This is a genomic window from Niallia sp. HCP3S3_B10, assembly GCF_052064465.1.
GTDB lineage: Bacteria > Bacillota > Bacilli > Bacillales > Cytobacillaceae > Niallia > Niallia hominis.
The window spans coordinates 1-22,543 of the sequence record NZ_JBQHVO010000024.1 but is presented as its reverse complement, the minus strand read 5'-3'; the positions used below and the strand labels follow the sequence as shown (position 1 = coordinate 22,543).

General features: G+C 34.0%; 26 protein-coding genes and 1 riboswitch. Of the genes, 11 read left to right on the top strand and 15 right to left on the bottom strand.

The window, feature by feature from the left end:
• Positions 1–138: 138 nt before the first annotated feature.
• Together ACTNDN_RS12010 and ACTNDN_RS12005 are read right to left on the bottom strand one after the other, a co-directional pair.
• Positions 139–897 carry a class I SAM-dependent methyltransferase gene (locus ACTNDN_RS12010; RefSeq protein WP_031535907.1) on the bottom strand — a complete coding sequence of 253 codons (759 nt, stop codon included), beginning with the start codon at positions 895–897 and terminating at the stop codon, positions 139–141.
• 165 nt (positions 898–1,062) lie between these two features.
• Positions 1,063–1,446 (bottom strand): PH domain-containing protein, encoded by a 384-nt coding sequence (locus ACTNDN_RS12005; protein ID WP_031535909.1) that lies wholly within the window; start codon positions 1,444–1,446, stop codon positions 1,063–1,065.
• Between the two features lie 234 nt (positions 1,447–1,680).
• Here ACTNDN_RS12005 and ACTNDN_RS12000 point away from each other — a divergent pair, with 234 nt between their 5' ends.
• The 4 genes from ACTNDN_RS12000 (at position 1,681) to ACTNDN_RS11985 (ending at position 3,300) form a co-directional block, all read left to right on the top strand.
• A complete protein-coding gene (locus ACTNDN_RS12000) occupies positions 1,681–2,004 on the top strand; it encodes an ArsR/SmtB family transcription factor (RefSeq protein ID WP_031535911.1) in 324 nt (107 codons plus the stop codon).
• Positions 2,005–2,029: 25 nt separating this feature from the next.
• Positions 2,030–2,260, top strand: a complete 231-nt coding sequence (locus ACTNDN_RS11995; protein ID WP_031535913.1) for a hypothetical protein — start codon at positions 2,030–2,032, stop codon at positions 2,258–2,260.
• A gap of 13 nt (positions 2,261–2,273) precedes the next feature.
• Complete coding sequence (locus tag ACTNDN_RS11990; protein ID WP_031535915.1) at positions 2,274–2,501, top strand: hypothetical protein; 228 nt, start codon at positions 2,274–2,276, stop codon at positions 2,499–2,501.
• 94 nt (positions 2,502–2,595) lie between these two features.
• Positions 2,596–3,300, top strand: coding sequence for a DUF3298 and DUF4163 domain-containing protein (locus ACTNDN_RS11985; RefSeq protein WP_441131282.1), 705 nt, complete (start codon positions 2,596–2,598; stop codon positions 3,298–3,300).
• Positions 3,301–3,383: 83 nt separating this feature from the next.
• On the opposite strand, the gene ACTNDN_RS11980 is transcribed toward ACTNDN_RS11985, so the two are convergent.
• The gene (locus tag ACTNDN_RS11980) at positions 3,384–3,896 is read right to left on the bottom strand and encodes a haloacid dehalogenase (RefSeq protein WP_031535919.1); all 513 of its coding nucleotides are present in this window, start codon (positions 3,894–3,896) and stop codon (positions 3,384–3,386) included.
• A gap of 406 nt (positions 3,897–4,302) precedes the next feature.
• Between ACTNDN_RS11980 and ACTNDN_RS11975 the strand changes: the two genes are divergently transcribed.
• The 5 genes from ACTNDN_RS11975 to ACTNDN_RS11955 all read left to right on the top strand — a co-directional run bounded on the left by ACTNDN_RS11975 (position 4,303) and on the right by ACTNDN_RS11955 (position 7,680).
• Positions 4,303–4,626: a hypothetical protein gene (locus ACTNDN_RS11975; protein ID WP_031535921.1), complete on the top strand. Its 324-nt coding sequence runs from the start codon at positions 4,303–4,305 to the stop codon at positions 4,624–4,626.
• Positions 4,627–5,285: 659 nt separating this feature from the next.
• The gene (locus ACTNDN_RS11970) at positions 5,286–5,468 is read left to right on the top strand and encodes a hypothetical protein (RefSeq protein ID WP_031535923.1); all 183 of its coding nucleotides are present in this window, start codon (positions 5,286–5,288) and stop codon (positions 5,466–5,468) included.
• 110 nt (positions 5,469–5,578) lie between these two features.
• Positions 5,579–6,454: a LysR family transcriptional regulator gene (locus ACTNDN_RS11965; RefSeq protein ID WP_031535924.1), complete on the top strand. Its 876-nt coding sequence runs from the start codon at positions 5,579–5,581 to the stop codon at positions 6,452–6,454.
• Positions 6,455–6,622: 168 nt separating this feature from the next.
• Positions 6,623–6,994 (top strand): CidA/LrgA family protein, encoded by a 372-nt coding sequence (locus tag ACTNDN_RS11960; protein WP_031535925.1) that lies wholly within the window; start codon positions 6,623–6,625, stop codon positions 6,992–6,994.
• Positions 6,991–7,680, top strand: coding sequence for an LrgB family protein (locus ACTNDN_RS11955; RefSeq protein WP_031535926.1), 690 nt, complete (start codon positions 6,991–6,993; stop codon positions 7,678–7,680). The genes ACTNDN_RS11960 and ACTNDN_RS11955 overlap by 4 nt, the downstream gene beginning before the upstream one ends.
• Before the next feature lie 209 nt (positions 7,681–7,889).
• Here ACTNDN_RS11955 and ACTNDN_RS11950 read toward each other — a convergent pair whose 3' ends face one another.
• Complete coding sequence (locus ACTNDN_RS11950; RefSeq protein ID WP_031535927.1) at positions 7,890–8,093, bottom strand: cold-shock protein; 204 nt, start codon at positions 8,091–8,093, stop codon at positions 7,890–7,892.
• Between the two features lie 466 nt (positions 8,094–8,559).
• Between ACTNDN_RS11950 and ACTNDN_RS11945 the strand changes: the two genes are divergently transcribed.
• Positions 8,560–8,853 (top strand): DUF6509 family protein, encoded by a 294-nt coding sequence (locus ACTNDN_RS11945; RefSeq protein ID WP_031535928.1) that lies wholly within the window; start codon positions 8,560–8,562, stop codon positions 8,851–8,853.
• 58 nt (positions 8,854–8,911) lie between these two features.
• On the opposite strand, the gene ACTNDN_RS11940 is transcribed toward ACTNDN_RS11945, so the two are convergent.
• The 11 genes from ACTNDN_RS11940 to ku all read right to left on the bottom strand — a co-directional run bounded on the left by ACTNDN_RS11940 (position 8,912) and on the right by ku (position 21,088).
• Positions 8,912–9,307 (bottom strand): hypothetical protein, encoded by a 396-nt coding sequence (locus ACTNDN_RS11940; RefSeq protein WP_031535930.1) that lies wholly within the window; start codon positions 9,305–9,307, stop codon positions 8,912–8,914.
• 307 nt (positions 9,308–9,614) lie between these two features.
• On the bottom strand, positions 9,615–9,815 hold the full coding sequence (locus ACTNDN_RS11935) for a cold-shock protein (protein WP_031535932.1): 201 nt from the start codon (positions 9,813–9,815) through the stop codon (positions 9,615–9,617).
• Between the two features lie 151 nt (positions 9,816–9,966).
• A complete protein-coding gene (locus ACTNDN_RS11930; protein WP_031535934.1) occupies positions 9,967–11,433 on the bottom strand; it encodes a DEAD/DEAH box helicase in 1,467 nt (488 codons plus the stop codon).
• A gap of 543 nt (positions 11,434–11,976) precedes the next feature.
• Positions 11,977–12,177, bottom strand: a complete 201-nt coding sequence (locus tag ACTNDN_RS11925; RefSeq protein WP_016203922.1) for a cold-shock protein — start codon at positions 12,175–12,177, stop codon at positions 11,977–11,979.
• Positions 12,178–12,433: 256 nt separating this feature from the next.
• On the bottom strand, positions 12,434–13,276 hold the full coding sequence (locus ACTNDN_RS11920; RefSeq protein ID WP_235252796.1) for a bifunctional 5,10-methylenetetrahydrofolate dehydrogenase/5,10-methenyltetrahydrofolate cyclohydrolase: 843 nt from the start codon (positions 13,274–13,276) through the stop codon (positions 12,434–12,436).
• Between the two features lie 44 nt (positions 13,277–13,320).
• A riboswitch (ZMP/ZTP riboswitch) is annotated at positions 13,321–13,404 on the bottom strand.
• A gap of 737 nt (positions 13,405–14,141) precedes the next feature.
• The gene (locus tag ACTNDN_RS11915; protein ID WP_235252398.1) at positions 14,142–15,767 is read right to left on the bottom strand and encodes a glycerol-3-phosphate dehydrogenase/oxidase; all 1,626 of its coding nucleotides are present in this window, start codon (positions 15,765–15,767) and stop codon (positions 14,142–14,144) included.
• 288 nt (positions 15,768–16,055) lie between these two features.
• Positions 16,056–17,546, bottom strand: coding sequence for a glycerol kinase GlpK (gene glpK / locus ACTNDN_RS11910; protein ID WP_235252397.1), 1,491 nt, complete (start codon positions 17,544–17,546; stop codon positions 16,056–16,058).
• A gap of 27 nt (positions 17,547–17,573) precedes the next feature.
• Positions 17,574–18,392 carry an MIP/aquaporin family protein gene (locus ACTNDN_RS11905; RefSeq protein ID WP_031535942.1) on the bottom strand — a complete coding sequence of 273 codons (819 nt, stop codon included), beginning with the start codon at positions 18,390–18,392 and terminating at the stop codon, positions 17,574–17,576.
• Between the two features lie 308 nt (positions 18,393–18,700).
• Positions 18,701–19,243 (bottom strand): glycerol-3-phosphate responsive antiterminator, encoded by a 543-nt coding sequence (locus ACTNDN_RS11900; RefSeq protein WP_031535944.1) that lies wholly within the window; start codon positions 19,241–19,243, stop codon positions 18,701–18,703.
• Positions 19,244–19,544: 301 nt separating this feature from the next.
• Positions 19,545–20,192, bottom strand: coding sequence for a phosphatase PAP2 family protein (locus tag ACTNDN_RS11895; RefSeq protein ID WP_031535946.1), 648 nt, complete (start codon positions 20,190–20,192; stop codon positions 19,545–19,547).
• Between the two features lie 62 nt (positions 20,193–20,254).
• Positions 20,255–21,088, bottom strand: coding sequence for a non-homologous end joining protein Ku (gene ku, locus ACTNDN_RS11890; RefSeq protein WP_031535948.1), 834 nt, complete (start codon positions 21,086–21,088; stop codon positions 20,255–20,257).
• Positions 21,089–21,269: 181 nt separating this feature from the next.
• Here ku and ligD point away from each other — a divergent pair, with 181 nt between their 5' ends.
• Positions 21,270–22,484 (top strand): DNA ligase D, encoded by a 1,215-nt coding sequence (gene ligD, locus ACTNDN_RS11885; RefSeq protein WP_441131281.1) that lies wholly within the window; start codon positions 21,270–21,272, stop codon positions 22,482–22,484.
• Positions 22,485–22,543: the final 59 nt, after the last annotated feature.

Sequence of the window (22,543 nt, the reverse complement as noted above, 5' to 3'; positions counted from 1 at the left end):
CCATTATCATAGGGGCCTTTATCCCCTCAGAAAAGCTTAGTGAACATTCGGAATCTGATCTTGCTCCCATATTCCTAAATAAGGGGTGAGAGTCGTATAAAAGTTTCTTAAAGGAAATACTAGTATTCTTCGAAACACTCAAATGATAGCGCCTACATAAACATGCAGGTCATTCGGAACTAGGATTGTTTCGTCCTTACTGTACTTTTCAAAAAGAAATTCTAGTTCACCAACAAATTCCTCGTAAAAAAAGTCATCTTCTTTTGGTGCATAGGAAGCAGACAGATTTCTGCCTATAAAATGTTCTTTATCCATTTTTAATGGATTGGAGACAGCATAATGCTCATAGCCATGCGTGAAAAATTGCTGTAAATCCAGGCGCTCAATATTAATTCCACCACTAAACCCCTGAAAATCAGGACAATATTTTTTCGATATTTTTGCCGTTTCCATATTTAAGCTACTCGTATGATCACGACTATTCCATATAAGCATGACAAGACCATTGTTCTTCAGAATTCGTTCGCACTCTTTTTTAAAGGCAATTGCATCAAACCAATGATATGCTTGAGCAACCGTAATTAAATCCACACTCTTATCAGCAAGCGCTGTTTTTTCAGCTGAACCGTTTACACATGTCACCTGTGTGAAATTTTCCATTCTTTCTTTTAGAATAGATCTCATATCGTCATTTGGCTCTATCGCTATAATATCTGTTCCAAAAGTAGCAACTAATTCTGTAAAAATCCCCGTACCAGCACCGATGTCAGCAATGACGAAATTATCTTTGGCACCAATATACTCTGTAAAAAGCTCAATAAAGAAACGTTTTGGATAACCTGGACGATAACGATCATATAATGTAGACTTCCCTGTAAATTTCGCTTCTGAATGCATATTATTCCCCCTATTCCACCCAATCTTTCCTTCTCCACCTATCTTTATCCTATAAGCACCATACTAAATAAATATTCCACAAAGAACATTACATTCCTTCTATATTTTTTTAAGAGAATGTCCCATAACTGTCTTTAAACAGTCAGGGACTAATTTCCAATTATCTTAAGCCTTTGCCACATAACTTGCAAGTGCTTTTTGCACGTCATATATGCTACTATCTTTTTTGAATTGTTTGGATATAGCTGGCAATTCTGCACCAGAAATCCAAATTTTTAATTCAGCATCTAAATCAAAGTGACCAGCAGTTTCGATACTAAACCGAGAGATGCTTTTATAAGGCACTGACAAATACTCGACTTTTTTACCAGTTAAACCTTGTTTATCAACGAGAATTAATCGTAAATCAGTAAATACAATTAAGTCTCGAATTAATTTATATGCAAGCTCTATCTGTTCATTTGATCCGATAATCTTATCTAATTCCTTTTCTAATTCTTTCACATCTGTTGAACTTGCATTTCCCATTAAACCATTTAAAAAACCCATAAAAATCTACCTCCATTTTTTAATGTATATACGAATTAACAGCTATAAAAGTTTCCTAATTTAACACTTTTCCATAAGATTGTAGTATTTATTGCGAAAAATACGAAACAACTTTATGTGATAAGCCATTGCTTTTTATTCTATTCTTATTTCCCTCCTTTTTTAATATACTTTGCAAAAAAAGTTCAAAATTGTTCTTGCATAACATTTACACCTGTAATAAAATTATTACATATGAAAAGTATAAATAACGGTGATCAATTACTCCTAGTACTTGAAGCATTGTCTAATCCGTATCGATTAAAAATTATTGCAATATTGCAAAAAGAACGAAAATACGTAAGTCTGTTAGCTCGAGAGCTTGGAATTAGTAGACCATTGTTATATTTACATCTTCAAAAATTAGAAAACGCAGAAATTGTTAAGGGACACCATGAAATTTCGAAAGATGGAAAAGCAATGAAATACTATGAATTGATTCCTTTTCATGTTCCTTTATCAGAAAAATTCATTACAGACTTGGCTAAAACCGTGTCGATAAAAAAAAGAAAGGAGTAGCATATTACATTTTAGGAGGTAACAAATGCAATTATTTAGTATGATCAATTTACTCATTTTTATTCTGCCTATAGTCTTGATCCTTGGGTTTCTATTCTATTTAGCTAGATATATGAAAAGAGCGGAAGCACGAGCAGATGAAAAGATTATTATAGAAAAAGAAAATATTGAAAATCAAAAAGAACAAATAAATGCTCTTAACAAAATCAAAGAAAGAATTGTCCACATTGAAAAAATCTTAGATGAGACAAATTAAAAGGAGAAATAATATGACTATAGCCATTATGGTTTTGCCAACTTTATTCCTTTATATTTTCATTCCTGTTTTACTTATATTTATCGTTGTTCGCTTTCTTAAACGGAAAGAGGCTAGAGCCATCGAAAGATTAAAGTTGGAAAGAAGCAGCCTATCTATTCATAAGCAGCAAATGACCATGATAAATGACCTAAATAACCATCTTAAATCCATTGAAAAAAAGCTAAAGGAAGTCGATTAATCAACTCCCTTTAGCTTTTTCCAATTATCACCATACATATCCATTCTCTTTCGTAAAAAAATAGTAATACTATCTGAAAGGAATGGAGATTTTTATGAAAAAACAAACGAATTTATTTATTCTTACGTTATCTGTCTTACATATACTTATTTTTACTATTCAACCAATACCTGCATCTGCGATTAAAACACCTAATGTGGTTATGACAAAACAATATAAAAATATCGAAAATCTCAAATATCCTACGCTAATAAGCGCACCAAATAACAAAGCTCAAAATCAAGTAAACAAAATTTTTTTACAACATATCAAACATTCTTATAAGAGATATTTTAAATGGATGAAAGAAATGGAAAAAATGAAAACAGATCCAATTTGCAAAGAGTCACCATCTGTTTGTAAATTCGAATACATTACCAATTACAAGGTGAAATTCAACAGTAATAATAAACTTAGCATCATATTTAATGATTATCAATTTACTGGTGGTGCACATGGAAACACGGTTATTTCGTCATATAATTTTGATTTGAAATCAGGAAATCAATTGACATTAGATGACTTTCTCACATCAGAGCGAGAATATGAAAAGGTAACAAATTATGCATTAGCATATATGAAAAAACATCCTGAAATATTTTATTCAGATTCTACTGAATTTGCAGACTTTAAAGTAACAAATGAAACGAATTTCTTTTTATCTGACAAAGGAATAGTCCTAATATTCCAGCAATATGAAGTAGGTCCATACGTTTCTGGCAATCCATCCATATTGATTCCTACTTCCGTATTTCAATAATTTGAGTAGTAAAAATGGGAAGAACTTTGGTGGCCATTATTACTTTTACAGTATTGACCAACTCTCAGTTCCTCCCATTATTTCTATTTATTTTTTCTTTGTTTTTCTATTTCCGCTTTTAATCTGCCTTCTGGTGCAAAATCTGCCTCCCAATTCGGTGGCTTAATAATCTTGCCATCCCCTTCTCTGAAGCGTGGTTTGCCATCTTCAAATAATTTTCCCATATTCGCTTCTTGCACTATCTGAAAGAGAGGAAATGGCTCAACACCAGCAATGACAAAACTTCCTTGATTGAAATATTCAACATCTGTTAGTGCATCCATCTGTGCTACTAATTTATCATCGACTGGTTTCTTTTGGGTAAGTATTTTATCAGCAGCTTTATCTAATCCTTGTAAAAACTGTTTATATAATACTTGGAATTTCTGTTCATTTCCTTCAGCCGTAGCATATAGAAATTCAACTAATTCTTCTCCTGTCCAAACCGCTCGATTAACAGCTGTTTTTTCATCAATAGCAGTAGGTTCTTTTGCCACTTCATGTCCAAATGCTTCATGAAAATTTTTCACCATATGATACATCTTATTATTATCCATTACTACTCCTTTTCGAAATAAACGTAAATGTAATTAGAAAACTTCCATTAAATATGAATTTTCCCTTTAGTCCTCTCGCTGAAATTTATTATACTTCTCCTATTCTAATATGGAAGAGTTTAAAACACCTATCTTCCTCCATTTATGTAGTTATAGGCTTTTCCCGTTCGGTATGGACTAAAGACTATTGTAACATTTTGACTTTCTTTTTGTAGTACTTTCCTTTATTTTAGGAATAACGATGGAGTTAAAATAGGAAAAAAAGCCTTCCTAATCTTTCTTCTAATCTTTTATATAACACCACTGAAAGACTATTAAATCAAGCTTTTTCAAATAGTGTAAAATCATCAATTTACTACTGTTTAATAGCCTGTTATAATACTAGAGGGAAAGAGGTGTATAATCAATGGAGATATTCAGTATTCAAGAATTAGAAAAAGTAATACGTCATGTCGAAATTGAAGGACAAGGAGGAATTTTTCAAGAGGAAACTGGTAAGCAGCCAAAAGATTACCCGAAGGAATTCCTTGATCGTATCGTTAATTACATTACTGATATTCAACTAATAAAGAAAATCCAGAAATTAACGGATGATGAAGCATTACACTTATTTGTAAAATCTGTTTACGTAGTCTGTATTAAGGATTTACATAATTCGGACGATATTCAAGAAGAAGTTCTTGTACAAAAGGTTTTTTCTGATTATTTAAAAGAAACATCCATGGCATAATAGAAAATATAGCTAAATGATTTTGAAACATAACAAAGACTAGGATGCGTCTCACCCTAGTCTATTATTTTTGTTCATTTTGTTTTTTTGATTTTAAACGGTACATATTAAGATATATCATTTCTGTCGCATTTTTTTTGTATAAATTTTCATATTTTTTGTGTGCAGTTAAATTATCCTTCCAATTATGCATAAAGATTATCTTGTCTTTTAACTGGTGAAAAATGCTCATGATGTTCACACCTTTCTTAAGTTGATAATCTACTTATACCACATCCATTTCCCATTTAAACTTAAAATTACTCCGTATTTATATATAAATGTGTCTCTAATTATTTTCATCAATATTCCATCAGTTCCTACAAGCTGTTAGAAAGAAGTAGCACTTTAAAAATGAAGTTGTAAAATAAATCATTTCTTAATGCGAATAAATTTTTTCTTCTAACCGAATGAAATGATCCGAGTCTTTCGTGTAATTTCCTTTCAGGCTTGATAAAATCGCCGATTAAATTCAGCCCTTTTTACCAGTATTGTGTTAGGAGCTGAACGAATACACCACAATTTTCGACAAACTACTAGCCAATAGTTGTGCTTCGCTTCTAATTTGCGTAAAATAGGTAATTATTAATACATTTTATTTAAAGGACAGGAAGTTTATTATGACTAAATTTGGTTGGTTTTTATCGCTAATTGGTTTTTTCGCAATCTTAGGCAGTGTACTGTATCCACTTGATGTTATTAGCAAGCAAACAGTATTAATACTTCTTTTTGGAGGAGCTGGCACGATGTTTGTCGGTTCGATGATTAGAAATTTATCCTTGCTAAAAAAAATACCGAAATAAACACTATTCGGCAATTATAAGGAGTTTATTACAACATAATGAATTATGGTCAAAAAGGCTGTCTCCTTGATTAGAGGCAGCCATTTTCCGTAATGAAAGGAGGAAGAAAGATGGAAATAAGACAATTACATTACTTTGTAGAAGTAGTTAAGCAAAAAAATATGACAAAGGCATCAGAGAATCTTCATATATCACAGCCTGCACTTAGTAAAGCAATCAAAAGCCTAGAAGCAGAGATTGGGTTAACATTAATTCATCGGTCAAATAAAACACATGAGCTAACAGATGCGGGATCAGTCGTTTTTGAATATGGACAAAAAATCCTTGCACAAGTGGAAGAAATGTCATCCACACTCCATGATATGACCAATTTAACAAGAGGAAATATTAATATTGGGCTCCCGCCAATTATCGGAAGTTTATTTTTCCCGAAAATAATTGCCGCTTTTCATAAAGCATATCCTAACATCCAAATTAATATAAAGGAATACGGCGCTGCCAAAGTAGTTAAAAGTGTCGAAGAAGGCGAATTTGAAATGGGGGTTGCTGTGCTTCCTTTAGCGGATGAAGATTACCATGTGTTTCCACTTGTTAAGGAAGAATTAAAATTAATTGTCCCAGAATCGCACCGGTTTGCTAGTAGAAATAAAGTTCATATGAAGGAATTAAAAGAAGAAGAATTTATTTTCTACAGCGAAGAATTTGCTCTATATGAAATAATGAGGAAAAAATTCATTCAAGAAGGATTTGAACCAAATATTATTTTCAAAAGCTCCCAATGGGACTTTATGGTGGAAATTGTCGCTGCAAATCTAGGAATTTCCATACTACCGGAATCGATATGCAATCGAGCAAATAATAATCAAGTTCGGTTCATTGATTTAGAGCCTGTTACAAATTGGGAGCTCGTTATCATAACGAAAAAGGATCGCTATCTATCCGTTGCCAGCAGAAGATTTATCGACTTTGTCCTTGATAATGAATAATTATCCTTATATTCTTCAACTCTCTCGCTTTCGCTTTTCAATAACTTTTAGTTATATTAACTATAATAACTATGTATTTTACGAATAACGATTAGAAGCGTATGATATTCATATACCAAGGAGATGGAAGATATTATTCCATCAAATGAATAACAGAAGGTGAGCCCATTGAAGAATATATTGATAATCGCTGGTCAAATTTTATTCCTCCATGTTTTTCTTTTTATCGGCATGGGAATTAAATTGATCGTTTCTATACCAATTCCAGCTTCAATGATTGGATTAATTGTCCTTTTTATTGCATTAAAGCTTAAATTAGTGAAAATTGAATGGGTCGAAAAAGGCGCTGCTTGGCTGCTTGCAGAATTGTTGTTATTTTTTATTCCATCAGCTGTCGGCATTGTAAATTACAACGAAATTCTAAATGTTAAAGGAGTTGAAACAGTACTACTAATCGCGATAAGTACTTTTATCGTAATGGGGGCTACAGGTTTTACTGCTGAAAAAATTTATAATAGAAAGAGACGTTTTAGTAAATGAAAATTATCATAATCACCATTATAACCTATGTTCTTTATCGGATAGCTAAAGCCTGCTATAAAAAATGGAATATCCCATTATTTCATCCGTTGTTAATTACCCCCATATTGCTAATTGCGTTTATTAGTATCTTTCGTATTCCAGCAACGACTTATATGGAATCAGCACAACCATTAACACATTTATTAGGACCAGCAACAATTGCTTTCGCCGTTCCAATTTATAAAAACTTACATTTGTTAAAGAAATATTTTACGATTATTATGATTAGCGTTACAACAGGTACTTTGGTCGCGATTTTTTCTTCTTATTTATTATCCATTTTGATTCATTTAAACAATGACTTTATAATGAGTATCTTGCCGCGTTCCATCACTACACCTATTGCAATAGTCGTATCAGAGGAAATTGGTGGCCTGCCAACACTAACAACAATATTTGTGATTATCACAGGGGTTCTAGGAGGAATCATTGGGCCGTATACAATAAAATGGTTATCCCTTCACTCCCCGATAGCAAAAGGCTTAGCGCTTGGAATGGGAGCACATGGAGTCGGCACATCAAAAGCGATGGAGTTTGGAGAACAAGAGGCAACCTTTTCTACACTTGCAATGATTTTAGCAGCGTGGATTACTGTTTTATGGGGAACTTCTTTGATCCCGTTAATGCTTAACTTTACTGCTTAAGAGTTCGCATGCACCAGTAACAGAATAAATAATGGCAGAAGAAATGTCTCTTTATTGGCATTTCTTCTTTTTTTTGCATTAAAAAATAGACAAAAAAAAATAGGACTTCTCCAGATAAGATTAGACCATACAAGATTTCTCAATCGATTACTATCAATCGAATGAACAAATCTTGTGAGGTCAATCCTTTTGGAAAATTCCTCTTCTTTTTATTTCGAATAGATGCTATTATTATTAACTACTTGAAGTTCTCTAGTTGTTTTAACCATTTCACTTCCGCATATTGGGCACTTTGGTGTCTCACTGCTTTTAAAATTATCACGAATCCAGCACTTACAAGTTTCTGATGTACAATCCCAAACCATCACTTCTTCTTTAACAATTTCTTCATTATTTCTTCTTCCAAATCCCATTGCCAAATGAAGCACCTCCAGGAAGCTAATTTTTTGTTAAATGAACTATGTGATAAAGGTAGTTTGCGCATTCTATTTCATGCTTCTACCCACATCTCTTATTACTATATTCTTCACTTCACATAGAAAATTTAACGCCATAAAATAAAAAACACTTGTAAACAAGAGAAAACACAAGAAATAATCCCTAAACAAGTGCGTGAGAAATATAAATCTAAACTAAAAACTAATATTAAATATAACATAAATACTTATGAAAGTCAAACTTTTCATTATGCCATACTTCCTACCATTAATGCAAACATTATTTTAATAAAATGTCGAGTTATCTTTCTTTCCCAAATTCTGAAAGGATTTTGGATATTAAAAATTCTTTCAATTAGCTATTCCCTACTTAATATGATATTATTTTTGAGGTGACCAAATTATCAATTGTTTTATCGAAGAATTATTGGAGGTTTATTAAGTGAACATAAAAGAATATACCATTGAGGAAATAAAAGACCCAACTGGCATTCTTATCGGAAAACGTTACGAATTTTTCCTAACTGTTGAGTTCGATGAAGACGATGAATTAGCAGAAGAAGACCATCTGCAAATAAAAGTTCTTTTCTCAGTAGATGAGGGTGTCTCTCGCATTCTTAATTATCATTTTTATAATAGCTTAGAAAATAAATACTTAGATTATGGCTTAGAAGACGATGAACTGGAAGAAATAAAAACCTTTTGCAACATGCATTATTTGGAGGAAGAAATTTAAGGCAGAAAAGAGAAAAGAACGGAAGGAATGCACTCCTTCCGTTCTTTTCTCTTTTAGCTTAAACTTCAACAGTTTTTCCATCTTCTACAATATGATGCATTAAATGCGCCAGATAGTGGATAGGACCAAACTCTTCTTCATCCTCTTCCTCATCTTCTTCATATTGCAAATCATTTAAGTGCAATGCTACAAATTGATAGAAATCTTTTAGCTGAAAACTATAGCAAGCAGATGGATCCTCATTTTCTTCTTCATACTGAAGAACTAAATAAGATTCTTTTCCTGCCTCATCCACTGCATCAAAATAAATAAAAAAACCAATATTTGTATCTAATTCAAATAATTGTCTAGTACCTCCACTCGTAGCACGATTAAAATCGTCCTCACTTAGTTTTTGTACAACCATTTGATCGACTCCATCTTCTGCATGGAAACTCACCTTAAATTCTTTCATATTATGCACCTCTTTCTTTACTTTATTATTTTATACAATTACAGTGAAATTAGCAAAGAGTTGTCCTTTCTTATTACATAAGCTCTTTCCTTAAGTGAAACAAACGACCAGTGGCGTTCGTTTGTTTCACCCATCATTTCTTTCGAACAGTTGATTTCCCAGTGTTTCTTCTAAGACATTATCACAAAGCTTGCAGATGCGTGTCTTGCTCTCCATTACTCACTTTTATTGAACTTTTCTTTTCACAAGCAACCAGTAAAAAACTTGAAAAATAAAAAGAGCCCCATAAAAGGACTCTTTATTACGATTATAGTTTTGTTACATTTACAGCCTGTGGTCCTCGGCTACCTTCTTCTATATCAAAATTAACTTCTTGACCTTCATCTAAAGTTTTGAACCCTTCTGTTTGGATAGCAGAAAAATGTACAAATACATCCTCTCCACCTTCCACTTCGATAAATCCAAATCCCTTTTCAGAATTAAACCATTTTACTTTACCTGTTGCCATTTCTTATTGCCTCCTAGATTTAAATAACATGGATATTTATGAAATACCCTTCATTTAACTAGTATACCCAATTTTCCATATTTAAAACGCTGAAATTTAAACGTCCATCTATTGTCGGAAAAATAATGTATTCTAGATAAAAGAATAGGATTTATTTGCTTCTGTTACGGCTTCTAGGTCTTCTGCTATCACCTGAAGAGTTTGGGCGTTTTCTATCATATCCGCCACGTTCTCCGCCACGATCATTGCGACGTCTACGGTTACCGCCACCGCCACCAGAACGATTATCTTTCTTTCTTGAACGCAATGGCTCAACAGCTGTTAATTTAACTGGTGTAGCATCTGGTTCTTTTGTAAGTAGCTTCAATGCAGCAGCAAGTAATGTTACTGAATCTGTTTCTTCTAATAAACCTTCTGCAACACGCTTATATTCAGAATACTCATTTTCTTCCACAGTTTTAGTAATTTTATTAATGGTAGCTTGTTGGTTACCAGCTAACACATCTGTAAGGGAAGGGATTGGTTTTTTAGACATTGATTTCTTCGTTACATTTTCAATAATACGTAAATGATCAAGCTCTCTAGGAGTAACAAACGTTATAGCAAGACCTTTTTTACCAGCACGTCCTGTTCTACCAATACGGTGAACATAGCTTTCTGGATCTTGTGGAATATCAAAGTTATAAACATGAGATACACCGCTAATGTCTAATCCTCTTGCTGCAACATCTGTTGCAACCATTATATCAATGCTTTGTTCCTTAAAGCGACGGATCACTTGGTCACGTTTCCCTTGTGGAATATCGCCGTGAATACCTTCTGCAGAATAACCACGTTTGATTAATCCTTCCACTACTTCATCAACACGTCTTTTTGTACGACCAAAAACAATTGCAAGCTCAGGTGATTGAATATCAAGTAAGCTACATAGAACATCAAATTTTTGACGCTCTTGCACTTCCATATAATGTTGTTCGATGTTTGTTACTGTCATTTCTTTTGCTTTCACTCTTACGATTTCAGGCTCTACCATGAATCTTTCTGCAAGGCTTTGAATTCTTTTTGGCATTGTCGCAGAAAACAATAGTGTTTGACGAGAATCTGGAGTTTCACTTAAGATTCTTTCGATATCTTCAATAAATCCCATATTTAACATTTCATCTGCTTCGTCTAGTACAATCATTTTTAAATCTTGTAAACGAATTGTTTTACGCTCTATATGATCAATTAATCGACCAGGTGTAGCTGCAATAATTTCTGGTTTCTTTTTTAATCCGCGAATTTGGCGATTTATATCTTGGCCACCGTAAATTGGTAATGTGCGGATTCCTTTTACAGAACCGATACGATTTAATTCTTCTGCTACTTGGACTGCTAATTCTCTTGTTGGAGCAATAACTAACCCTTGAACTGCCTTGCCAACTTCAATTTTTTCAAGTAAAGGCACACCAAATGCTGTTGTTTTACCTGTACCTGTTTGAGCTTGTCCAATCATATCTTTACCAGATAATGCAATTGGAATAGCCTGTGCCTGAATAGGTGTTGGCTCTTCGAATCCCATGTTTGATAATGCTTTTTCTAAACTGCTGCTTAATTTAAAATCTGAAAAAGTTGTCAATACTTTTTCCTCCTTGTAATTGTACTCCGTTGATTGATATTCCTTAGAATATAGGGCCATAAATGTCGTAGGATAGGATCTTTATCATTTTAAATGAATGGATTCCACTAATTTTAGCGCATGATTACTCTTTAATATAAACCTTAAAACACCGCCCTATTATAAGGGACATTATTGTTTAGAAAATACCAACCTAGAGTGTATTGTTTTATTTTGTTATAAATATATACTCTCCATTTTATTTCACTTTTTTTCATTTTCCAAAACATTAAGGTAAATAGGATCAATTAAAAGCCTTTATACCATACTTTAGTGGGAAATTATGTGGTTTTTTAACGGATGAATATAATGAAGTTGATGGAGATTTTTTATATAAATGCTAAGTTAATGTAATAAGACAGTGAGTAAATCACATTATGCTTTCATTCTAAAATGATTTTTTCAAAGCGTTTATATGAAATAATCTTTGTTATAGAAGTTCTTGTAAACATCATTAAAAAAGGTGATGCATTTTGAAAGGCATCACCTTTTTTTAATTTTTTATTAAGCTTTAGTTACGTTAGAAGCTTGAGGTCCACGGTTACCTTCAACGATTTCGAAAGTTACGTCTTGGCCTTCTTCTAAAGTTTTGAAACCTTCTGTTTGAATAGCAGAGAAGTGAACAAATACGTCTTGCCCTTCAGAAGACTCGATGAAACCAAAACCTTTTTCTGCGTTAAACCATTTTACTTTACCTGTGTTCATTGTAAAACCTCCAAAAATGTGTTACACACTAAGCACCTAATATAACTTTTAGGAATCGATACCTCATTCAACATGAAAAAGCCGTAGCTGGAATGATGTAGAAGAAAATCGCCTACATACATTGCAGCTACGACCACCTTATCCATAAAACATATACCGAACTTAATTGCGTTACACTTATAATATAATCTTATTGGCTTTTTGTCAATAACGTTTTCAAAACTATTCTCGGAAATACAACAGGAAAAGCTTCTTTTTAACGAGATGCTATTTCCGCTGAGTCAACCGTGTGTTTTAAAAGCATGCTTATTGTAACAGGACCAACGCCTCCTGGTACAGGTGTAATCGCAGAAGCCTTCTCTATACAAGCTTCATAATCCACATCACCAATATTGCCTTTATTATAGCCTGCGTCTAAAATAACTGCTCCTGGTTTAATCCAGTCTCCTTGAATAAAGTTTGGTTTTCCTACTGCAGCAATAACTATATCTGCTTGTCTTACATAGCTTTCTACATTTACCGTACGAGAATGGCATGTTGTTACTGTTGCATCTTCATTTAGGAGCAATGCAGATACAGGCTTTCCTAAAATTGGACTACGACCTACGACAACCGCATGTTTCCCACTAACTTCTACTTCGTAATGTTCCATTATTTTCATAATAGCAGCTGGAGTACAAGAAGGATATTTCCCAAAACCAAGGGCCGTTTGTCCATAACCGAAACTTGTAACACCGTCGACATCTTTTTCGATATCAATTGCTTCAAATGCTTGTCGTTCATCTATTTGACTTGGGACAGGATGCTGTAGCAAGATACCATGGACATCTTTATCTTTATTTAATCTGTTAATCGTTTCTAACAATTCTTCTGTTGTTGTTTCTTTTTTCAGGTGGATTTTCCTAGATTCTATCCCAAGTTTAGCACATGCATTACCTTTCATTCTAACATATGTAGCAGATGATGGATCATCTCCAACTAATATTGTTGCTAAGCAAGGAGTTACCCCTTTTTCTTTTAGAGCGCTTATTCTTCCTTTTAAGTCATCCTTTACTGCATTTGCTACTACATTTCCGTCTAAAATCAGTTTTTTCGACATGTATATACCTCCTGGTAAATTATAGAAAGAAGTGCGTTTTGCTGCTCTTCTGCCCAGACGACCGGCTATACATATACACAGCTCCCATATGGTTATTTCCATCTATGTCGTCAGTCACTATGTATTGATAAGTACTTATGTATCATATCATAGCTCTATTTTAAATGAAATAAATTTTCCGATCATTTCTGCTTTTTAAAGCAAATGAAAAAAGGATCTTCTAAACTGATTTTAAAGTCAGTTTTAGAAGATCCTTTGACTACTGTATCCATCATGATGAATACACATTAGCTATGCATATATTTAAGGGAAATACACGAATACTAGTTAATTGGTGTAAATGCCTAAAACAACGAAAGCCCTACCTCTCTTTCATCCTTACGGCTCCTAGGCCGTGCCAGTGTGAATTTAGGGTGAATTGTGCAGAACACAAAAATACATTTCTGAAAAAAATAATGGAAGGATTAATCCGCAATAGGAAGGATTTTAAATGTGTTTTTGAAGATAATTGGAGTGTAATTGTCATGAATGTTCTTATATAGCTGTTCCGTTTACTTATAAATATCTTAGTTACCTTACACATAATTCTACAAAATTCTTTTTAAACCTCAAATACATACAAGAAACATCATATCTTAGAAATGGATATAAGTCAACTTCAACCTTCCCTATTTTTGTAAAATCATTCATTTAATGGTTTTAGAATCTAAGCAAATGAACAAAAAGTATAGCAGGCTAAATACAGTTTACTTTAGGGCAAGCAACGATTCTATTGGTGTTGACTCGCCCTACTTCTTACTACATATTTCCCATTAAATTCCTATAATAAGATTTTAGGCTTTAAAAAAAGAGAACCACTTACGAGTTAATTTTTAATTAAATTTCCTTCAAATGGTACTGTGGCTTTTTGGATTTCTTCTTCTAATTCAGCTGTTAATATGTTTTTCCTTTCGTAGCTCCAATTATAATAATTTGCCATATACTCTATAACGGCTTCCTTTATTTCTTGCACTTTATCTATATCAAATAGTAGCATTCCTGTTCGTCTTAAAAGAATATCTGTAGGTGTCATAGCGAATTCATATTCCATTGCATAGCGTATTCTTGAAAGCACTACTGGCGAAAGCTCTTCATGCTTTCCGATAGATTCTTTTGCCAGCTCATATAGAATTGGCGCATTGCTGCCATATAGCTTTGCGATTTTTTCTGCATCCTCTTTAGAGAGTCCTGCATTAATTCCCTTCTCTACTACCTCTTTGATATATGTCGAAAAACCTTTTGACCCTCCGACTTCACCGCCTGAAATTGGCAATGATTTTGTCATACAGTTTTTAAATGTTTTGCCTGTTTTTTCTTGCAATCTACTTGCTACTAGATTAACAACTGTCTCTGCCATTTTTCGATAACCAGTTAGTTTACCTCCAGCGATTGTAATTAATTTACTTTCCGATTCCCAAATTTCATCCTTTCGCGAAATTTCAGATGGGTCTTTTCCGTCTTCCAAAATTAATGGTCTCACTCCAGCCCAACTAGATTCTACATCTGCTGCAGAAACAGACACAGAAGGGAACATAAATTTTATGGCTCCTAAAATATAATCCCTATCTTCTATAGACATGGATGGATGTATAAGATCATCACTATAAAAGGTATCTGTTGTACCTACATAGGTTTTACCATCTCGTGGAATAGCAAAAACCATTCTACCATCAGAAGTGTCAAAATAAATGGCTTGTTTTAGCGGGAATACAGACTGATCAATAACTAAATGAACTCCTTTTGTAAGCTGAAGCGTTTTTCCTTTCTTGCTTCCATCAATTGTTCTTAACGTATCGACCCATGGTCCTGTTGCATTAACAATGGTATTCGCATAAATTGGATACACAGTACCAGCTATTAAATTTCTAACTTCCACACCTTCCACCATACCATTTTTATCATATAAGAAGTTTTCTACTTTCGTGTAATTAATGGCAGTCGCCCCATTATCTACTGCTTTTTTAAGTACTTCAACCGTTAAACGGCTGTCATCTGTCCGATATTCTACATAGTATCCGCCACCTTTTAGTCCATCTTTTTTTATTAAAGGCTCTTTAGATAATGTTTCATCCTTTGATAACATTTTTCGACGTTCTGATTTTTTTACTCCGGCAAGAAAATCATATACTCTTAAGCCAATATTCGTTGAAAATTTCCCAAAAGTCCCTCCTTGATGCAAGGGGAGAAGCATCCACTCAGGCGTGGTCACATGTGGTCCATTTTCATATACAACCTCTCTTTCTTTCCCTACCTCTGCAACCATTTTCACTTCAAATTGCTTTAAATATCTTAGTCCCCCATGCACTAATTTCGTTGATCTGCTTGAGGTTCCAGCTGAAAAATCCTGCATTTCTACTAGCGCTACTTCCATTCCTCTAGTTGCCGCATCTAAAGCGATCCCCGCACCTGTTATACCTCCACCAATAACTACCATATCAAATTTCTTATTCATTAATTGCTGTTCTATTTTTTCTCTATTACTTGGCTTCTTTTGCAAAGTAATAACCTCCCTTTAAGTGAAAACCATGTTGGTTAAATATTTTCCTGCTGTAACAAATGAGATAATTGAGTCGTAAGTAGTTTTTTAGGAAACAAAAAGAGACCACAAAGCTACATTATCATTATGATGACAATGGCTTGTGGTCTCTCCAATTCTCCAGACAAAAATTATTAACTTGTGTATATTATAACATATTTTTCTTTATATTCATAGTATTTATATTATTTTTATAATGTTTTCTTATTTAAAAGCCATCGTTGCTTTGACTGCTTTCTTCCAGCCAAGATACAATTCTTCTCTTCTATCTTCTTCCATTTTTGGTTCAAAGGAACGATCCAAACTCCATTGTTCTGCAATTTCACTTTGATCTTTCCAGTATCCAACAGCTAATCCAGCAAGATAAGCAGCACCTAATGCAGTTGTTTCATTTACAACTGGTCGTTCTACAGGAACATTCAGTATATCTCCTTGGAATTGCATGAGGAAATTGTTTCGAACTGCTCCCCCGTCTGCACGTAATGTTTTTACTTGAATATTCGAATCTGCTTCCATTGCAGAAAGTACGTCTCTTGTTTGATAGGCAAGTGACTCTAATGTTGCACGAATAAAATGTTCCTTTGTTGTTCCTCTCGTTACGCCGAACATCGCACCCCTTACATCACTATCCCAATACGGTGTACCAAGTCCTACAAATGCTGGTACTAAATACACTCCATCGGTTGAATCCACTCTGCTTGCATATGCTTCACTATCCTTCGCATCTTTTAGCATTCTTAATCCATCTCGTAACCATTGAATGGCAGATCCAGCAACAAAAATGCTCCCTTCTAGCGCATAATGCACTTTTCCATCTATCCCCCATGCAATGGTTGTTAATAGTCCATGATCTGATTTGACTGCCTTTTCTCCTGTATTCATGAGCATAAAACAGCCTGTTCCATACGTATTTTTTGCCATTCCAGCTTCAAAGCACGCCTGCCCAAATAATGCAGCCTGCTGATCTCCAGCAACTCCCGCAATCGGAATTCTGTTACCAAAGAAATGTCCTTCAACTGTATATGCGTATATTTCAGAAGAAGCCTTTACTTCAGGAAGCATCGATTTAGGAACTGTTAAAATATCTAATAATTCCTGATCCCATTTTAAATCATAAATATTAAACATTAATGTACGGGATGCATTTGTATAATCTGTTACATGTGCTTCTCCACCAGACAACTTCCAAATAAGCCATGTATCAATCGTCCCAAATAACAAATCACCATTTTCTGCTTTTTCTCTTGCCCCATCTACATGATCTAAAATCCATTTAACTTTTGTACCTGCAAAATACGCATCAATCAATAATCCTGTTTTATCTCGGAATAATTGATTATACCCCTGTGCTTTTAATTCTTCACAAATGTCATTTGTTTGTCTTGATTGCCAGACGATTGCGTTGTATACAGGAACCCCAGATTTCTTATCCCACACAACCGCTGTTTCACGCTGATTTGTTATCCCGATTCCTTCAATTTGTTCTGGCTTAATATCTGATTCTGATAAAACGGTTGCAATTACAGCCAGAATGGAACCCCAGATTTCATTAGCATTATGTTCCACCCAGCCTGGCTTTGGAAAAATTTGTGTAAATTCTTTTTGCGCAACATGCACAATTTCTCCCTTTTTATTAAAAATAATCGCTCTAGAGCTTGTTGTACCTTGATCTAATGATAAAATATATTTTTCCATGTTCATTCCTCCCCAGTTAGTAAATATTCACGCTACTTTTTTTCTAATACTCTTACTTTCCCCTTTTGTCATAAAAAATGCAAGCATTAAAACAACTGCATTTATGGCTAACACTACCCAGAAACTGGATAAGATAATACCTTTAAAAAGATAAGTATACATAATTGCAGCTAAAGAACCACCGAGAATCGGTCCAACTACAGGTATCCATGCATATCCGAAATTCGATGAGCCTTTACCTGCTATCGGCAGTACAAAATGAGCAATTCTTGGACCAAGGTCACGGGCAGGATTAATGGCATATCCTGTTGTTCCTCCTAATGACATACCAATTACAACAATCAACAAACCTACAGCTATTGGGTTGAGACCTTCTGTAAAACTATTTGCACCAATGAATAACAATCCTAGCACTAACATAAACGTTCCAATCAACTCACTTAATATATTGGAAAAAGTATGTGGAATCGCAGGTCCAGTTGAAAACACTGCTAATTTTGCACCAGGATCCTTTGTTGCTTCCCAATGTGGGAGATAGTGTAAATAAACAATACAGGCTCCTAAAAACGCACCAATCATTTGCGCTAATATGTAAGGCCCTACTTGATTCCATGGAAAGTCCCCAGTTATTGCTAGAGCAATTGTCACTGCAGGATTTAGATGTGCACCACTAATGCTTCCTACAGCAAATACGCCCATTGCTACAGCTAATCCCCATGCAATCGTAACGACAATCCAACCACCGCCATTTGAGTACGCCTTTTTTAAGTTACCACCTGCTACGACCCCGCCACCAAATACAATCAGAATAAGCGTTCCAATAACTTCTCCCATAAACGCAGACATTCGAATCCCCCTTATCCTTTTTTCACTCTGTTTTAATTCGATGCTAAATACATTTTTTACATCTTCGTTAATACTTATCAACCTGTCTTTTCGATTCAAATCACAGAGTGTAATTGGTTAAAAAATGCGCAAAAAAGGAGAGCACAACAGAATATCGCCAATAAATAAATTATGGCTACCTGCGTGCATCTCCTTTTCTCCTACACATTAAATTAACTTGTAAATCTATTGTAAACGCTTACCAGTAGACTGTCAATTATTTTTTGATATTTCCACTATAAAAATAGTAATTATTAATTAAGTGTACATTATCTCTCTTCCCATAATTCACGCTTCGATGTCGTAATACTTGTAGCCCCAGCATCAATTGCTTTTTTAACATCTTCTTTTGTGCGAATCAAACCACCAGCGAGTATCGGTACATTCAAACTATCTTTTAATTCCTTAATCATCCAAGGCATCACGCCTGGAAGAACTTCAATATAATCTGGATATGTTCTTTTCACCAATTTAACACTTTTCGCTATCGCATGGCTATCGAGTAAGAAGACCCTTTGTATAGCAATGACATTTTTCTGTTTTGCTTTTAAAATAACGGATGATTTTGTAGATATTACTCCATATGGCTTAAACTCTTGACAGATAAACTCTGTACCAAAATCATCACTTTTTAATCCTTGAATTAGATCCACATGGTAAATCATTTTCTTATTAGCCTTTTTTGCCAGTTGGCTAATGTGCTTTAATTGAGAAATATGTACTTCTAAGAACACGCCAATTTCATAATCACTTTTTAGAAAAGCTTCAAATTCCTTCATATTTGATGATGCAGGTATGATATGCTGATTCATTTTTATCCCCCATAATTCACTTTATTGCAAAATTACTATACCTTGTATACGCTCTCCTCTTTATTAACAGCTTTCTTTAGTAAAAAATTACCGTTTCAATTCAGTTTGTCAAAAAAATGATTTTAAAAAAGTTAAATAGAATTTTTATGCGTCGCTTTTAGTGTAAGAGGTGAGACTCATTTGGGATTAGCGCGAGCCCTACTGAGGAAGGCAAACCCCAAAAACGGAAAGCAACATTCCAATCCTAAGGACCTAATAAATATCTATAGACAAACCTTATTTCTACAATCCAGGCGTTTGGCTACAGTCTAGATTTAAATTCATATAGCCGAAAAGCTAAAATACAAACGGCTGAATAGGCTATTCCTATTGAATATCCGCCGACAACATCTGTCGGATAATGAACTCCTAAATATATTCTGCTTATACCAATTAGAATGATAAATAGGCAAGCAACCACATATGCAATTATTTTATGTCCAGTCGATTTCACAATATGTATACATAGATATGCACATGAACCAAAGAATATAAGAGAGCCCATTGAATGTCCACTTGGGAAACTATAGCCTTTCTCTATTATAACAGGCAAAATATCTGGACGCTCTCTTTTAAAAAACCATTTAAGCAGTTTATTTAATAGTGCGCCAATACCATTTGTCAAAACAAAAAAGGTGGCTAAAGCATATTTTTTTCTCCATAGCAAAAGAGCTGTAATGAATAGTAAAGCAATTGTGATAAATGATACCGATCCAAAAAATGTCACCCGTTCCACCCATATTGTTAAATCATCGGAAATGAATGACTGGATAAAATCGATGATCATATCGTCAAAAGTAATGATATCCAAACTGGTAACTAGGTTTGCTATTAAATAAAATACCGTACTAAAAGTTACGATTATAGCAATCATCAGGATTATATACTTTAATGTTATATTTCTTTCCAAAATTATCCCTCGCTATTTTTCGGTGCTAGCTTGTCCATACAAGCATAGCACCTATTTAAATTTTAAGCTTCTTTTGCGACTTTCTTTCTCGTTGTCTTCTTCTTCTTTTCTTCTGTTTTCTTAGGCTTTGTATTATCAATAGAAGCTTGAAGAGCCGCCATCAGATCCATGACATTCGATTTCGGTTGCTTTTCTGTACCTGTAACTACTTCTGCTCCAGCTTTTTTTGCTTCAATTAATTGAAGAAGAGCTGTTCTGTACTCATCCGTGTATTTTTCTGGTGTAAACTCTGTTGTTAATTGATCTATTAATAAAATGGCTGTTTCTAATTCTTTTTTCTCTATTTGACTGGCTTCAGGTACATTTGGTACATCTTCTACATTGCGAACTTCATCTGGAAAATGTATCGTCTCCATCACAAGTGTATTTTCATACACTCGAATAATAGCTAATTGCTCCTTAGAGCGAATAATAATCTTAGCAATTCCTACTTTTCCTGTTTCAAGCAAAGCTTGTCTTAATAAAGCATATGCCTTATTTCCGCCCTCACCTGAAGACATATAATAACATTTTTCAAAATAAATCGGATCAATTTCTTCCATTTTCACAAAATCAATAATCTCTACCGCTTTATCCTCGTTCTCTTTGCGTAGATTTTCTAAGTCATCATCATCGAGGACTACATATTTTCCTTTTGCATACTCATACGCCTTCACAATTTCTTCTGGAGCTACTTCTTTTTCACAGGCAGAGCATTTCTTTTCATATTTAATAGGAGCATGACACGCTTTATGAAGTGTTCTTAACTTTATATCTTTATCCTCAATTGCAGAATGCATCTTAATCGGTATACTCACTAGTCCAAAACTTATATTTCCTTTCCACATCGTGTGCATCGTATAATCTCCATTCTCATTTAAATTACTTTCCCAAAAATTTTACTTTTTGATTCTATTAATACATTGTGTTTCCATGTCTTTTTCATACTATTTAATTATTGGTAGTGCACATCATTCATACATACCCATATCAATTGGATATACTACTATTATCGAATGATTATCAGGAGGATTACTTATGCCTAAAGCAGCATTTTTTATACATTATTATCATAAAAAATCAGATACATTTGGTGTGAGCGTTTGTTTAAATAAGGAAATAATAACCGTTGGGAGATTTAAGAAAGGGTTAAAGGAGGATGAGAAAATCGCCTTGTTAGGCATTATAAAGGAACATTACAAAAAAGAAGAGGATGATTTTTATTATATGGATCCAGGAATTTGTGTAGAATTACATTTCTCTTCATTTGTACATGATGAAATAATCAATCCTACTTTCTCAAAATTTTTATATAAACATAATTGGCGCGATTGCAAATTGGAACAACTTATAACAGATCGCACTACTATTACTCACCCTGACAAACCACTTTTTCCCGATACTAATATTACTAAACTTAATTATCTTTTATATTTAAAAGAGGTAAGTCCCTATTTCCTTCCTTTTTTGCATAACCGTTTGCTGACAACCATTCGCTTTCCACATGGTCTATTTGGAGAATCATTCTATCAAAAACAATGCCCAGATTATGCTCCTTCTTTTGTAGAAACATATGTAAAAGAAGATATTGAATATATTTTATGTAATAATCAAGAAACCCTAATGTGGTTAGGAAATCAATTAGCTTTTGAATATCATATCCCATTCGAAACCATCCACTCCAATGGAATGCCTTCTGAAATTGTATTTGATTTAGATCCTCCTTCAAATGATCATTTTCATATGGCCATTGAAGCAGCTAAAGTTCTGCATGAAATTCTGAATAGATTGCAATTACAAGCCTTTTTAAAAATCTCAGGAAACAAAGGCATACAAATTTATTTGCCACTTCCCGAAAAAACTTTTTCATACGATGAAGTGCGGATTTTTACTGAATTTATCGCACATTTTATGATAGAAAAGAATCCAGAACAATTCACCATTGAAAGACTGAAAAAAAACAGAAATAATCGATTATATATTGACTATATCCAGCACAGCGAGGGCAAAACGATAATCGCTCCATACTCTATCCGTGGTAACAGAGGTGGATATGTTGCATGTCCAATTGAATGGAAGGAACTTACAAACACCCTCCATCCAAGTCAGTTTCCGATGAAAACTGTCCTTGAGAGATTAGAAAAAGGAATAAATCCATTTTCTACTTATTTTGAAGCCAAAAAAAGACAGCCGTTCCGTCAAGTGCTGGATATATTAACACCTCAACTTTCGCAGAGTGATATCGGCAAATAAGCCTTGATATAATTAGGAAGGCCAGCGATCCACTGTTCAAGTTGACTTTGAATTATTTT

Coding starts and splice junctions, on each gene's coding strand:
- ACTNDN_RS12005 (WP_031535909.1), bottom strand. CDS start 1,446: ATGGGTTTTTTAAATGGTTTAATGGGAAATGCAAGTTCAACAGATGTG.
- ACTNDN_RS11955 (WP_031535926.1), top strand. CDS start 6,991: ATGAAAATTATCATAATCACCATTATAACCTATGTTCTTTATCGGATA.
- ACTNDN_RS11900 (WP_031535944.1), bottom strand. CDS start 19,243: ATGAATCAGCATATCATACCTGCATCATCAAATATGAAGGAATTTGAA.
- ku (WP_031535948.1), bottom strand. CDS start 21,088: ATGCACACGATGTGGAAAGGAAATATAAGTTTTGGACTAGTGAGTATA.
- ACTNDN_RS11995 (WP_031535913.1), top strand. CDS start 2,030: ATGCAATTATTTAGTATGATCAATTTACTCATTTTTATTCTGCCTATA.
- ACTNDN_RS11990 (WP_031535915.1), top strand. CDS start 2,274: ATGACTATAGCCATTATGGTTTTGCCAACTTTATTCCTTTATATTTTC.
- ACTNDN_RS11980 (WP_031535919.1), bottom strand. CDS start 3,896: ATGGATAATAATAAGATGTATCATATGGTGAAAAATTTTCATGAAGCA.
- ACTNDN_RS11965 (WP_031535924.1), top strand. CDS start 5,579: ATGGAAATAAGACAATTACATTACTTTGTAGAAGTAGTTAAGCAAAAA.
- ACTNDN_RS11920 (WP_235252796.1), bottom strand. CDS start 13,276: ATGTCGAAAAAACTGATTTTAGACGGAAATGTAGTAGCAAATGCAGTA.
- ACTNDN_RS11935 (WP_031535932.1), bottom strand. CDS start 9,815: ATGGCAACAGGTAAAGTAAAATGGTTTAATTCTGAAAAGGGATTTGGA.
- ACTNDN_RS11970 (WP_031535923.1), top strand. CDS start 5,286: ATGACTAAATTTGGTTGGTTTTTATCGCTAATTGGTTTTTTCGCAATC.
- ligD (WP_441131281.1), top strand. CDS start 21,270: ATGCCTAAAGCAGCATTTTTTATACATTATTATCATAAAAAATCAGAT.
- ACTNDN_RS11950 (WP_031535927.1), bottom strand. CDS start 8,093: ATGGGATTTGGAAGAAGAAATAATGAAGAAATTGTTAAAGAAGAAGTG.
- ACTNDN_RS11905 (WP_031535942.1), bottom strand. CDS start 18,392: ATGTCTGCGTTTATGGGAGAAGTTATTGGAACGCTTATTCTGATTGTA.
- ACTNDN_RS11985 (WP_441131282.1), top strand. CDS start 2,596: ATGAAAAAACAAACGAATTTATTTATTCTTACGTTATCTGTCTTACAT.
- ACTNDN_RS12000 (WP_031535911.1), top strand. CDS start 1,681: ATGAAAAGTATAAATAACGGTGATCAATTACTCCTAGTACTTGAAGCA.
- ACTNDN_RS11975 (WP_031535921.1), top strand. CDS start 4,303: ATGGAGATATTCAGTATTCAAGAATTAGAAAAAGTAATACGTCATGTC.
- ACTNDN_RS11940 (WP_031535930.1), bottom strand. CDS start 9,307: ATGAAAGAATTTAAGGTGAGTTTCCATGCAGAAGATGGAGTCGATCAA.
- ACTNDN_RS11915 (WP_235252398.1), bottom strand. CDS start 15,767: ATGAATAAGAAATTTGATATGGTAGTTATTGGTGGAGGTATAACAGGT.
- ACTNDN_RS11925 (WP_016203922.1), bottom strand. CDS start 12,177: ATGAACACAGGTAAAGTAAAATGGTTTAACGCAGAAAAAGGTTTTGGT.
- glpK (WP_235252397.1), bottom strand. CDS start 17,546: ATGGAAAAATATATTTTATCATTAGATCAAGGTACAACAAGCTCTAGA.
- ACTNDN_RS12010 (WP_031535907.1), bottom strand. CDS start 897: ATGCATTCAGAAGCGAAATTTACAGGGAAGTCTACATTATATGATCGT.